10 protein-coding genes are annotated in these 12921 nt (G+C 70.8%); 8 read left to right on the top strand and 2 right to left on the bottom strand.

Annotated features, from left to right (window positions below):
- Positions 1 to 3: 3 nt before the first annotated feature.
- The 8 genes from VF647_24375 (at position 4) to VF647_24410 (ending at position 8875) form a co-directional block, all read left to right on the top strand.
- The gene (locus tag VF647_24375) at positions 4 to 477 is read left to right on the top strand and encodes a GNAT family N-acetyltransferase (GenBank protein HEX8455239.1); all 474 of its coding nucleotides are present in this window, start codon (positions 4 to 6) and stop codon (positions 475 to 477) included.
- A gap of 71 nt (positions 478 to 548) precedes the next feature.
- On the top strand, positions 549 to 932 hold the full coding sequence (locus VF647_24380) for a BlaI/MecI/CopY family transcriptional regulator (GenBank protein HEX8455240.1): 384 nt from the start codon (positions 549 to 551) through the stop codon (positions 930 to 932).
- Positions 929 to 2437: a M56 family metallopeptidase gene (locus tag VF647_24385; protein ID HEX8455241.1), complete on the top strand. Its 1509-nt coding sequence runs from the start codon at positions 929 to 931 to the stop codon at positions 2435 to 2437. The genes VF647_24380 and VF647_24385 overlap by 4 nt, the downstream gene beginning before the upstream one ends.
- Positions 2438 to 2603: 166 nt before the next feature.
- Positions 2604 to 4526, top strand: a complete 1923-nt coding sequence (locus tag VF647_24390; GenBank protein HEX8455242.1) for a hypothetical protein — start codon at positions 2604 to 2606, stop codon at positions 4524 to 4526.
- A 764-nt stretch (positions 4527 to 5290) separates the two neighbouring features.
- Complete coding sequence (locus VF647_24395; GenBank protein HEX8455243.1) at positions 5291 to 6037, top strand: DUF2182 domain-containing protein; 747 nt, start codon at positions 5291 to 5293, stop codon at positions 6035 to 6037.
- Between the two features lie 36 nt (positions 6038 to 6073).
- Complete coding sequence (locus VF647_24400; GenBank protein ID HEX8455244.1) at positions 6074 to 6454, top strand: hypothetical protein; 381 nt, start codon at positions 6074 to 6076, stop codon at positions 6452 to 6454.
- A gap of 20 nt (positions 6455 to 6474) precedes the next feature.
- Positions 6475 to 7998, top strand: a complete 1524-nt coding sequence (locus VF647_24405) for a tyrosinase family protein (protein ID HEX8455245.1) — start codon at positions 6475 to 6477, stop codon at positions 7996 to 7998.
- A 316-nt stretch (positions 7999 to 8314) separates the two neighbouring features.
- Positions 8315 to 8875, top strand: coding sequence for a hypothetical protein (locus tag VF647_24410; GenBank protein HEX8455246.1), 561 nt, complete (start codon positions 8315 to 8317; stop codon positions 8873 to 8875).
- 181 nt (positions 8876 to 9056) lie between these two features.
- Here the strand turns inward: VF647_24410 and VF647_24415 are convergent, their stop codons facing one another.
- A complete protein-coding gene (locus VF647_24415) occupies positions 9057 to 11471 on the bottom strand; it encodes an ABC transporter permease (protein ID HEX8455247.1) in 2415 nt (804 codons plus the stop codon).
- 7 nt (positions 11472 to 11478) lie between these two features.
- A partial coding sequence (locus VF647_24420; protein HEX8455248.1) for an FtsX-like permease family protein occupies positions 11479 to 12921 on the bottom strand: 1443 nt, incomplete at its 5' end.

Genomic DNA, 12921 nt, shown 5'->3' on the forward strand with positions numbered 1-12921 from the left:
ACAATGAGAGAGATCCACAGGCTCCACGCGCTGCCCACTGATGCACTTGGCCCGCTGGTGGCGGCGAGCGCCGGGGAGGGATTCCTCTTCCTGGAGCGGCTGCGACGCGAGTGGCTGGAGGACAAGAAGCGGTTCGACGGGCCGGGCGAGGTGCTCCTGGGCGCATACCAGGGACCCGCGCTCGTCGCGATTGGCGGGGTGACGGTCGATCCATACGATGACGATCCCGCGGTGGGACGACTGCGGCACCTGTACGTTGCGCCCGAGGCGCGGCGGCAGGGCACGGGCGCGTCGCTGGTGCGCGCGCTCGAGGATGCCGCGCGCCCGCACTTCCGCACCCTGACGCTGCGGACGGACACCCAGGAGGCGGCGCGGTTCTACGAAGCCCTCGGCTACACGCGCCTGCCGCCCGGCGGAACGGCCACGCACCGCCGGGAGCTCGCGAGCTCCATCGTGCAGGAGAGAGAAGATCCTTGACGCGCCGCAATGCTGGTGCTACGATCGTAGCATGATGCTGCAATCGTAGCACCCCCTGGCCGGAGCGCCGCATGACCCTGCCCTCGGAACTGCTCCTAACCGCGCGCGAGCGTCAGATCATGGACGTGGTGTACCGGCGCAAGCGGGCGACCGCCGCGGAGATCCAGGCGGAGCTTCCCGATCCGCCGGGATACTCCGCCGTGCGCGCCATGCTCGCCAAGCTCACCCGAAAGGGCCACCTGCGCAGCGAGTACGACGGCCCGCGCTACGTGTTCCTCCCCACCGTGCCGCGCGACGAGGCGCAGCAGGGGGCGCTCGGACGGCTGGTGAGCACCTTCTTTGGCGGGTCGCCGGTACGCGCGGCGGCGGCGCTGCTGGAATCCGCGGAGTTGTCCGCCGAGGAGCTGGCGGAGCTGGAGGAGCTGCTCAGGAACGCGCGCGGAGGAAAGGGATGATGCCCGGCGCGGATGCGGTCGTCGCGGTGCTGGCGGGGATGGCGTGGCGGGCGGCGCTCCTGCTGGCCGTCGCGGCGGGCGTGGACCGGGCGTTGCGCGGCGAATCCGCGGCCACGCGCCACCGGCTGTGGACCGGGGCCGTCTGCGGCGTGCTCCTACTCGTGCCGCTTTCCCTGCTGCCACCGCTCTGGCGGATTCCGATCCCCACCATCGCGGCGAGTAGCGCGGTGCTTCCGGCGCGGGTGGACTCCGGTGGTTTCGCGCCCGGCTTACCCGCTGGGTCCGTCCCGCACGACGACGCGCTTCCGTCCGCGGCGGTGCTGCTGGCGGCGCTGTGGGCGGCGGGGGCGCTGGCGGTGCTCACGAGGCTGGGGGTGGGTGTGGGCCGGCTCTGGTGGATCGGCGCGCGTGCGCCGAGGCTGCTGGACGCGCGCATGGCCGAGCTCGCCCGCCGCTCGGCCGCGGAGGTGGGGATCGGGCGGGAGGTGCGCGTGAAGATGGGCGTGGCGGGCTCCGTTCCGGTCACCTGGGGAACATGGAGGCCCACCGTGCTCCTTCCCGGCGATGCGGCACAGTGGCCGGAGGAGCGGCTCCGCGCCGTCCTTTTGCACGAGATGGCGCACGCGCGCCGGGGCGACTGCGCGGCGCAGTGGGCGGCCGCTGCCGTCTGCGCGCTGCACTGGTTCAACCCGCTCGCCTGGCACGCCGCCGCGCGCATGCGGCTTGAGGCCGAGCACGCCGCCGACGATGCAGCCCTCGCCCGCACCCCCGCCGCCGACTACGCGCGGCACCTGCTGCAGGTGGCCGCATCGCTCCACCGCGCCGATACCCGCGCCGCCGCGGCGATGGCGCGCCCGACGCAGCTCCGCCGCCGCATCGAGGCCGTGCTCGACCCGCGCCGCCCGCGCGGCGGCGTCGCGCGCTGGGCGTCTGGTGCGGGGTGCATCACGGGCGCCGCGCTCCTGCTGGCGCTGGGATCCGTGGGCACCACGAGCGCGCATCCCGCCGATGCGTGGATCGCGGGCGACACCGCCGCGCCGGCCGACTTCGCTCGCCGCTACGGTGTGACGCTGGCGGTCGCAACGGACATCCGGCAGGCGGCGCTGGCGGAGGGGATCGATCCCGAGCTCGCCTTCCGCGTGGTGCGCGCGGAGAGCGGCTTCCGCGAACCGACGCCCGCGGGCGAGCAGGGGGTGGGCCTGGCGCGCATCCTCCCCTCCACCGCGCGCTCGCTGCAGCCGGGTGTGACCCGCGCCGAGCTGCGCGACCGCGGCACCAACCTGCGCCTCGCCTTCCGCTACCTTCGCGCCGCCATCCGCGAGCACCCGTCCGACCTGCCGGCCGCGCTCGGGATCTACCTGCGCGGCCCGCGCGGCCCCACCCGCTGGGATGCGCCGTACGCCCGCGAGGTGCTGGGCGCGCGTCCGGGGGCGCCCGCCTATCGACGCGCGCCAGAGACGCAGAAGAAAAAAATCGCCTCACACAGAGCCACAGAGGGGTACTGAAAGAACAACGAAGACCAGTTTCTCTGTGATCTTGCCTTTCTCTCTGTGTCTCTGTGTGAGGCTTGTCTCTCCACCTTCGCCCTGTACGAAACATTTCGTATTATCGAACGGGGCACGGGCTCGTTGTGCGCCTCCGCCTCTCCAGCATCGTCATCGAAAGGGACCTATGCCCGCTATCCGCCACATCATCCAGGTTACGAGCGTCTTCGTCGGCCTGGGCGCGCTCGCGATTCCTGGTGTGCACGGTCAGGCACCCGACGCGCCCACCGCATCCTGCGTGAGCCCGCAGCCTGCCGGGGAGCCGCGCCACTACATCTTCTTCAACCGCGCCCGAGGCCGCATCCGCGATTCCGCGTTCCTGGCGAACCCGGGAATCGAGGGGGCGCAGGTGAAGTACACGTGGGCGGAGCTGGAGCCGGAAAAGGATCGCTACGACTTCAGCGCCATCCGCGAAGACCAGGCGTTCCTCGCCGCGCGCGGGAAGCGGCTGTTCGTGCAGTTGCAGGACGTGTCGTTCGACTCGTCCATCGTGAACGTGCCGCGCTACCTGATGACGGAGCCGGAGTTCAACGGCGGCGCCACCCGCGACTACCACCAGCCCCGGGACGACGAGGCGCAGGCGGTCCCGGCGGGGTGGGTCGCGCGGCGGTGGGACCCGGCGGTGCAGGCGAGGATGCACAGGCTGTTCGCCGCGCTCGGCGCCCAGCTCGACGGCAGGATCGCCGGGATCAACCTGCCGGAGACGTCGGTGGGGTTCGGCACCAGCGGCCGGCTGTGGCCGCGGGGGTACACGCCGGAGCGCTACCGCGACGCCGTGATCGAGAACATGCGCGCGCTGAAGCGTGCGTTTCCCGTATCGGTCGCCATGCAGTACGGCAACTTCATGCCGGCGGAATGGCTGCCGGGGAACGACAGGGGTTATCTGCGCAGCGTGTACGCGGCGGCGCGGGTGAGCGGGGTGGCGATGGGCGGGCCGGATCTCTTTCCGTACCAGCGCGGGCACATGAACCACAACTACCCGCTCATCCGCGCCCATCACGGCGCCGCCCCCACCGGGATCGCGGTGCAGGAGGGGAACTACGGCGTGATCAATCCGCGTACCGGAAAGCCGCCCGCCGTCGTGGAGCTGATCGAGTTCGCGCGCGACTATCTCTGCGTCGACTACGTCTTCTGGTTCGCCGAGGAGCCGTACTACTCGCGAGACGTCTTCCCCACGCTGCGCCGCAGGGTGCAGGAATCGCCGCGCTTCTTCGCTCCGGGCGTGGTGACGATACCGGAGGCGACCACGTACCGCCCCACCTTTTCGCCGGACGGGCGCACCGCGATCTATTCGATGGAGGTGAGCGGCGGGTACGTGCTGGTGGAGACGCGGATGCGCGGCGGGCGCTGGGACGCACCCGAGGTGCTCCCGTTCTCGGGCCGCTACTCGGACGCGGAGGGGGTGCTGTCGCCGGACGGGACGCGCTTCGTCTTCGCATCACAGCGCCCGCGAGAGGGTACAGCGCCGCGAACCGACTACGACCTGTGGGAGGTGACGCGCGACCCCGGCGGCCGCTGGGGGACGCCGCGCCTGATGGAGGGCCTCGCCACGCCGGGGCACGAGCTGTATCCTTCGCTCACGCGCGACGGCACGCTCTACTTCACCCGCAGCAGCCCCGACGGCTCGGACCTGTGGCGCGCGGCCGCGGGGTACGCCGCACCGGAACCCGTCCGCGAGCTGAACACCGACCGGCGCGAGAGCGGCGGGTTCGTGGATGCGGAGGGCACCGTGCTCCTCTTCGGATCGAACCGCGAGGGGACGCTCGGCGGGCTCGACCTCTTCGTGAGCTGCCGTGAGGGCGGCGCCTGGGGAGCCGCGCGACCGCTTCCCGCGCCCATCAACTCCGCCGACCAGGAGAACTCCCCCACCCTCTCGCCGGACGGGAAGACGCTGTACTTCACCAGCAACCGCCGCTCCCCGGACGCCGCCCGCCTCGGCGACGGCGCGCGCTACGGCGACCTCCTCCGCCGCCTGCGCGAGCCCGGCAACGGCCTGTGGCACACCTACCAGATCGCCACGCCCGCGCTGTGCCGGCGGCCGGCGCCGTGACTCCGGCAGCAAGGCGGAGGGCGAGTCTCCACTCCAGGAGTGCGCCTCAACGTAGGCGTGGATCGCCGCCCCTCCTTCAACGAGCGCCAGAGCCACGGAGGGGCACCTGAAACAACAACGGAGGCCGTTGTTTGTGCTCTCCCCGTGTGTGCTCTGTGTCTATGTGTGAGGCTTTCTCTCCTCCTTCTAACGGGCGCGGGACTTATGCGTCACTACACTAGCCGCTGGCGGCCGTGTAGCGACAGGGGCCGAACGGTAGCGAAGAGCGCCCCTGGAGTGCTCCGGAATCGTCTCTACTTAATCGATCTTTTTGCGTCTCCATTGACACCAGTAGCATTCCTGACACATACTGCGGATCGGGGCCGTTCACCCCAGCAATTCAGAGCCATATACAGAGTCGTAGGGCCGCACCACAGGCTCGGCAGGAGCTGGGGCTGACCGCGTGGTGGTGCCATTCGCCAAGCCGAGTTGGAGTCGGGTGCCGGGAAGGGTGAAGACCCGGTTCACGTCGCTGTTAACGTTGCGCGCGAAGCCGTTTATCACTGGGTACTACGAAATACGTCCGGACAACCTTTTCCAGAGAGGCGGTACTCCCTCGAATGAGAAGATCCTGCGGTACGGGCGCGACGTGTGTCGACGTGCTGGCGCGGCCGATCGCCATGGGACGGACTGGCGCGCCGGCGATCGTGGGCGGCGCGAGCATCTGTCGGCACGGACAGTAGAGGACGATGCGGGCTGCCTTCCGTTCCCGACTGCGAGACTCGGTGCCGTTGATCATCGTGGTCGCGGCCGCGTGGCTGGTGCTCGCCCTGCGTCCCGCGCACGATGGCCACGGCTCGATGCACGGGATGGGTTGGACACCCGCGTCGCTCGTTGTGGAAGCGGTGCTGATGTTCGCGGCTATGATGTTGCCGCTGACCATGGCTCCGGTGCGCCACGTGCGCGACTGCAGCCCGGCCGGCCGGGGCGGGTGGGCGGTGGCGTTGTTCGCGGCGGGGTACGCGCTGCCGTGGATCGCCGCCGGCGCGGTGCTGCTGGCGGCGGCGCAGTGGATGTCAGCCGCCGAGGCCCCGGCCCTGCCGTGGCTCACGCTGGTGGCGGTGGCCGTCTTCCAGGCCTCGCCCGCGAAGCAGTGGTGCCTGAATCGCTGCCACGCGCATTCGCCGCTGGCCGCCTCCGGGGCAAGGGGGAAGCTGGAGGTGCTGCGCTTCGGCCTGCGGCACGCCGGGTGGTGCATTGGGTCGTGCGCCGCCCTCATGCTGCTGCCAATGCTGCTCACCCGGGGCCACCTAGCCGCCATGGCCGGCGTGATGGTGTGGATCGCGGGAGAGCGGCTCCAGGCTCCCGCGCCGCCGCGGTGGCGCTGGAGCGGTCCGGAGAACATGGTGCCCCTGATGCTGGCACGGCTGTGGACGCTGCTCATGGCGGGGCGAAGTGCTTCGGCCCGTGCGCGGCTTCCTTCGCCGGCCGTGATCCCGAACGCCGCCGCCGTCCCCGTCGCAGAGCGATGACGGCTGCACACCGACGGCCAGCTTCAGGAAGCAACGATGAGCTTCGCTCCTAAGACCCGCAAATCAGCTCCGATCTCGGAGGCGGTCGCGGTCGACACCCGTCAGGTGAACGTCGCCGTCGACGGGCTCGACGTCGCTGGAATCGCGGGCTCCTTCAAGGTCCACCTTCTCAAGGACGGGCAGCGCATCGCGTCGCGCTTCATGTTCCGGCCCTCCGCGGGATCAGACCCCGCTGACGCCATCGCTGGGAACCGGATAGTCCACTTCGACTTCCTCCTGCCGCTCGATGCTGTGGCGGACGGCAAACTGAGCGTAGAGGTCGAGCCACTCGAACCGAGCACCCCAGGAGATCTCGTCTCGCCTGAATCGATCGGCCATCCCACCCTGAGCGTGTGCCTGATGCTCGAAACGCCGTAGCCCACGAAAGGAGTCCCTCCATGTCCGACGCCACAACAGCCCCGGTCACGAATCCCACCTGGTACGGCAACATCCGCCAGATGTTCAACGCCGAGGACATCGCCCACATGTCCAGTCAGGGTTTGGACCTCACTAGTTACGACCAGGTGGTGGCCAGTGCGAGCTCCATCTACGGACAGGTCGCCGCTGGAAACATGCCTCCCGACCAGCCCTGGTCGCCCGACATGGTCCAGACGTTTCTGAACTGGATGTCCACCGGCACCCCGAAAGGCACCCCGACCCCAGATCAGGTAGTCCGGTCGCTCACCGCCGTGTCGGCCAAGAACGTGGCGACACGGGTGCGGGAGGACATCGACACCCTGAGCCCCGCGGAGCTCGACCTGCTGAAGCAGGCCTTCACGGGGATCATGGCCAAGGACCCGTCCGATCCGAACAGCTACTTCGTACAGGCGGGCTACCACTGGCTTCCGGCACCGCTGTACTGCCTGCATCACGTGCCGGGCTACAACCCGTGGCACCGGGCGTACCTGCTGAACTTCGAGAACGCCCTGCGCTCCGTGCCCGGCTGCGAGGATGTCACCCTGCCGTACTGGGACATCACCAAGCCCTTTCCGGAAGTCCTGAAGTCGGCGCCGTTCGACTCGTACACCCTCCCGCAGGACATCGGCCAGGGGTTCAACCAGGGCTACGTCACGCAGCGTTACGCCTACTCCGAGATCCAGCAGAATCTGCTGATGTACAGCGTGACCGACGACCTAGAGCGAGCGCTGACCAAGACGGACTGGGAGGACTTCCACGGGTTCTGGTCCAATGCCCCCTACAACACCATCATCGCGGCCCACGACGGCGGGCACGGTTCGATCGGACCCACCATGGCGAATCAATCGGTCGCCGCCTTCGACCCGGTGTTCTGGTTCTTCCACGCGAACTGGGACCGTTTGTGGTGGGAATGGCAGAAGAAGATGGGCGCCACCGACCTCAATGGCCTCCTCTCGACCATCAACAGGACGACTGACCTGAACAGCTACAACATCTTCACCATACCCGTGCTGCAGAGCCTGGCGCCGTTCACGTCGCTCCCCATCAACCTCGACTCCGTAAAGGTTATCGACTCGGCGGGCTCGCTGGACGTCGACTACGTGTCGCCCGAGATTCAGCCGGTCCCGCTGGGCTCCGCGCCCAAGGCCAGCCGCTCCGCGCCCATGGATCGCGGCGTCTCGGTCGACCCCCAGCGCGCGACGGTGACGGTCGATGGCGTCAACCGCCTGAAGATCCCGGGGAGCTTCAAGGTGCACCTCTTCAAGGATGGGCAGCGGCTCGCCAGCCGTTTCCTGTTCCAGCCGAACGAGCCGGACACGTGCGAGACGTGCGTCCAGAACGCGATCGCGCACTTCGACTTCGACTTGCCGCTCGAAAGGGTCTCCGGCGGCGAGCTGCACGCGGAGGTTGAACCCGTCGACACGAGCTTCGTAGGGGCTCGCTTCCCCAACAAGCTGATGGGCCGGCCCACCATCTCCGTTCACCTCCCGGTGCAGACTCGTTAGCCCCGGACGATGTGAGGCCCCCCTTTCCCTGGCCTGGCAATCGGCTGCAGGGGATGGGGGGCCATTCTGTTTTGGGCAACGCCCAGGGGAAGTACCCCTATCTCCAGATCCCCGCGGCCCTCCGCCGGAGCGGCGCCACTGAGAAGTAGCGAGCGGGCCGTCACACCGGCGCCGCCATAGTCGTTGTTCCCGCTCGCCCGTGCTCGATTGCGTCGAGCGCGGGACCATCGGCGGAACAACAGTGTACTTCGCGCGGTTCCACTCACCGGCGCCCAGCCTGGGGCGCCGGCTCGCTCATTCCCGCTATCCGCAAAGAATGCCAACAACGGTTCGAAGCATCGGTGCCGCCACCCTGTCGCGCATCTTCGCGGTGGTGGCGGTTCTCACGTGGATCGCGGCAGCCCCGGCGGCCGCGCAGGACGTTCCCGGGGGTACGCGGGTGGACCCGGGCCGCAGCCGCCGCGAGTACACCGCCGATGCGCTGAGGGACTACAACCGCTTCATCGCCGAGTGGGCCGAGGCGTGGCGGCAGAAGGACATGCGCGCCCTGCTGGGGAGGTACTCCGCCAACCCGACCGTCCTCCTGGGCGACTCGGTGATGATCCGGGGGCAGGTCGAGCTGCGCAGGTTCCTCGAGAAGGAGCTCCCCGACGGATCGGAGATGCGCCTCAGCATCACCGATTTCGTCGCCGGCGAGGGGCTCAGCTATGCGTCGGGTGCGTTCGCGTACCAGCGCACCCCCGATGCCGTGCCTTCCACCGGAACGTACATGATGGTGCTCGCGGAGGAGGGCGGCCGCCTCAAGATCCGGGCGCAGGTGTTCACCCCCGCCCCGACGTTCACCCCCGCACCTCCACCCGCTCCGGCGACACCCTGAGCACGGGTCGAGCAGGTTGGAACGCGCAGAGAGGGGTGCCGGGAATCATTCCAGCACCCCTCTCTGCTGTCTGGCTGTGGGGCTCACGCGGAGGCGCGGAGACGCAGAGAGAGAGATCAGCGTCTCTCCTCCGTGTCTCCGCGTCTCCGCGTGAGCCCCTTCTGTAAGCCTTCGGTGCGCCTCACTCCGCGCGCAGGGCCTCCATGGGGTCGACGCGGGAGGCGCGGCGGGCGGGGATCCAGCTCGCCAGCAGGGCGACCGCGGCCAGTAGGATGGGGATGATCAGGAAGGCGAACGGGTCCACGGCGGCCACGCCGTAGAGCGCGCTGCGCATGAGCTGCGCGGCACCCAGCGCTCCGAGGATACCCAGCCCCACGCCAGCCCCCGCCAGCACCGCGCCCTCCCCCACCACGCGCCGCACGATGTCCGCGCCGCGCGCGCCGAGCGCCATGCGGATGCCGATCTCGCGGGTACGCTGCGACACGGTGTACGCCATCACGCCGTACACGCCCACCGCCGCCAGCACCAGCGCCAGCGTGCCGAACGACCCGAAGAGCGACGCCCACAGCTGCTGCGGCCAGGTGACGTAGCGCCGCACCTCGTCCATGGTGCGCACGTCGAAGGTGGGGAGCGTGGAATCCAGCGCGCGCATCTCGCGGCGCACGGCGGCGGCGGCCGGGGCGGGGTCGCCCTCGGTGCGCACCATCAGCGCGAAGGTGCGGTTGTGGAGGCGCGCCGCCGGCATGTACAGCTGCAGGCGCGAGCGGGGCGTCTCCTCGCCGACCTCCTCGTAGTGCAGGTTGCGCGCGATCCCCACCACCGTCATCCAATCCCCCTTTTCGTCGGACAGTCGCAGGCGGCGGCCGACCGCGTCGCCGTTGGGCCACAGGCGCTTCGCCAGCTCCTGGCTTACGATGGCGACGGTGGCGGCCGTGTCGCCCGTCTCGGCGGCGGTGAAGGGGCGGCCGGCGGCCAGCGGGGTGGCCAGCGCGCTCCAGAAGCCGGCCGTTCCGCCGAAGAGCTCGCCCATCAGCTCGTCGCCGCGGGCGCGCGGGGCTCCCTCGGCCTCCAGCTCCACCGCCTCGCCCCCGTCGTCGCCGGGGATGGCGGTGGTGGCGGCGGACGCCTGCACGCCCGGGATGGCGTCGATGCGCTCCACGGCCGCGTTGAGGAAGGCGGCGCGGGCGGCGCGCGGCGAGTAGCGGTCACCCGCCAGGTAGACGCGCGCCGTGAGCACGCGCGAGGTGTCGAAGCCCAGGTCCGCGCGGCTGGCCGCCACGAAGCTGCGGATCATGAGCGTGGCGCCCACCAGCAGCACCATCGCCAGGGAGAGCTGCCCCACCACCAGCACGCTGCGCAGCCGGCTGCGTCCGCCGGATGCGCCGCGGCCCCCGTCGCGCAGCGTCTGCTGCACGTCGCCGGCGGTGGCGCGCAGGGCCGGGATGGCGCCGAACACCACGCCCGTGACGGCGCTGAGCAGAAAGGTGAAGAGGAGGACGGGTCCATCCACCTCGAAGCGGATCCAGTACGGAAGCTCCTCGGGGATGCGCGCGACCGTCCACTCTGTCCACCCCACGGCGATGGCGGTCCCCAGCGCGCCGCCCGCGAGCGCCAGCACCACGCTCTCGGTAAGGAGCTGGCGGAAGACGCGCGCCCGCCCGGCCCCCAGCGCCGATCTCACCGCGATCTCGCGGCGGCGGCCGGCGGAGCGGGCCAGCATCAGGTTGGCGACGTTGGCGCAGGCGATCAGGAGCACGAGCCCCACCGCGCCCAGCATCAGCGAGATCATCAGCCGCAGCGAGCCGGCGATCATGTCGTCGCGGTACGACAGCACCCGCACTCCCCATCCCGCGTTCGTCTCCGGGTACTCGGTTGCCAGACGGCGCGCGACGGCGGAGAGCTCCGCGTCCGCCTGCTGTACGGTGGCGCCGGGGCGCAGGCGCGCGATCGTCCCAAGGTAGCGCTCGCCGCGCGACGATGCGGGGTCCGGGGCGAGCGGCGTCCACAGCTCGGCGACCTCGGGAAACTTGAAGCGCGGCGGCATCACGCCCACGATCTGCGCGGGCTCGCCGTTCAGCACCAGCTTACGTCCCACCACGTTGGGATCGGCGGCGAAGCGGCGGCGCCAGAGCGCGTCGGAAAGGAGCACCACGCGCGGCCCCCCGCGGACCCCCTCCTGCGGAAGGAAGGAGCGCCCCAGCACCGGCCTGATCCCCAGCAGCCCGAAGGTGTTCGTCGCCACGCTGGCGCCCTGCACCCGCTCCGTTTCGCCCGTCCCCGCTACCGCGACGCTGCGGATGGAGAAGGCGGCGATCTCCTCGATGGTGCCCCGCGACCCCGCCGTCCAGTCCGCCAGGTCCGCCTGCGACAGGTGGCTCTCGTCGTAGCCCAGCCGCGGGTTGGAGGCGTACAGCGACACCACGCGGTCCGGATCGTGGAAGGGGAAGGGGCGGAGGAGCAGGGCGTTGACCATGGAGAAGACGGCCGTGTTCACCCCCACCCCCAGCCCCAGGCAGAGGATGGCGACCACCGCGAAGCCGCGGCTGCGCAGCAGGGTGCGGACGGCGAAGCGCAGGTCCTGGTAGAGCGATTCCATGGGTGGGCTACTCCGAGCGGAGGGCGACGACGGGGTCCACGCGCGATGCACGGCGGGCGGGGAGCCAGGATGCGAGAAGGGCGACGGACATCAGCAGGGCGGCCGTGGCGGCGAGGGTGACGGGATCGGTGGCGCTGACGCCGTAGAGCTGCGACGCCACCAGCTTTCCGGCGAAGGCGGCGCCCGCCAGTCCGGCGGCGAGCCCCGCGGCGGTGAGCCGTGCGCCGCCGCCCAGCACCAGCCGCAGGATGTCACCGCGGTCCGCGCCGAGCGCCACGCGCACCCCGAACTCGGAGCTGCGCAGCCCCACCACGTAGCCGAGCACCGCGTAAAGCCCCACCACGGCCAGGAGCGCGGCCGTCGCGGCGAAGGCGGCCAGCAGGTACATGTGGAAGCGGCGCTCCTCCACCGCCCCGTCCAGGTAGCTCTGCAGGGTGCGCAGGTTCATGACGGGCTGGTTGGGATCGACCGCCGCCACCGCGCCGCGCAGCGCCTTCTCCAGACGCATCGGGTCGCCGGAAGTGCGCACCGCGAAGGCACCGGCGATGTCCGGCTGCTGGGCCATCGGCATGTAGATGGCGAGGCCCGGCTTGGACGCGAGCCCCTCCACGTGCACGTCGCCCACCACGCCCACGATCTCCAGCGGCCCGTCGCCCACGTCCTGCAGCTTGAGGCCGATAGGGGAGCCGCGGGGGGCGATGAGGCGCGCGAGGGTGGCGCTGACGATGGCGACGGGGTTGGAGCCGTCGTCGTCGCCCGCGCCGAACCGCCGCCCCGACAGCAGGGGGATCTCCAGCGTGCGGAACGCGTCGGGCGTCACGGCGATGGTGCTGGCGTTCGGGCGGTCGGCGGGGGCGACGGGCGGGGTGCCCTGCACGTGGAAGGAGTTGTTGTTGCCCATCCCGCTCAGCGGCAGGGAGCTGATCGCGGCGGCGGAGGTCACGCCGGGGATCGCCTCCAGCCGCTCCACGGCGCGCGTGAAGAAGGCGGCACGCGCCTGTGAGTCGGGGAAGCGCGTCTCCGGGAGGAGGGTGAAGCCGGTGAGGACGTGGTCGGCGCGGAAGCCGGGGTCGACGCGGGACAGGCTTCGGTAGCTGCGCACCAGGAGGCCGGCCGATGCCAGCAGCACCAGCGACACCGCGATCTCGGCCACCACCAGCACGTTGCGCGAGCGCCGGGTGACGCGCCCCGCCGTGCTCCCGCGCCCGCCGCCGCGCAGCAGCGAGTACGGCATCACGCGCGAGGCGTGGAAGGCCGGGAGCGCTCCGAAGGCGAGGGCGGTGGCCACGGACAGGGCGAGCGCCCAGCCCAGCGCCGCGCCGTCCACCCGAGCCCCCGCCACGCGCGGAAGGCTCTGCGGGGCGAGCATCACCAGCCCCGCCACCCCCGCCCGCGCCAGCATCACCCCGGCGGCCGCGCCCGCGAGCGAGAGCACGACGCTCTCGGCCAG

The sequence above is a fragment of the Longimicrobium sp. genome, from assembly GCA_036387335.1.
GTDB lineage: Bacteria > Gemmatimonadota > Gemmatimonadetes > Longimicrobiales > Longimicrobiaceae > Longimicrobium.

Bases quoted from the DNA above. Each gene is read 5' to 3' on its own strand.
- VF647_24375 (HEX8455239.1), top strand. From the start codon at position 4: ATGAGAGAGATCCACAGGCTCCACGCGCTGCCCACTGATGCACTTGGC.
- VF647_24380 (HEX8455240.1), top strand. From the start codon at position 549: ATGACCCTGCCCTCGGAACTGCTCCTAACCGCGCGCGAGCGTCAGATC.
- VF647_24385 (HEX8455241.1), top strand. From the start codon at position 929: ATGATGCCCGGCGCGGATGCGGTCGTCGCGGTGCTGGCGGGGATGGCG.
- VF647_24390 (HEX8455242.1), top strand. From the start codon at position 2,604: ATGCCCGCTATCCGCCACATCATCCAGGTTACGAGCGTCTTCGTCGGC.
- VF647_24400 (HEX8455244.1), top strand. From the start codon at position 6,074: ATGAGCTTCGCTCCTAAGACCCGCAAATCAGCTCCGATCTCGGAGGCG.
- VF647_24405 (HEX8455245.1), top strand. From the start codon at position 6,475: ATGTCCGACGCCACAACAGCCCCGGTCACGAATCCCACCTGGTACGGC.
- VF647_24410 (HEX8455246.1), top strand. From the start codon at position 8,315: ATGCCAACAACGGTTCGAAGCATCGGTGCCGCCACCCTGTCGCGCATC.
- VF647_24415 (HEX8455247.1), bottom strand. From the start codon at position 11,471: ATGGAATCGCTCTACCAGGACCTGCGCTTCGCCGTCCGCACCCTGCTG.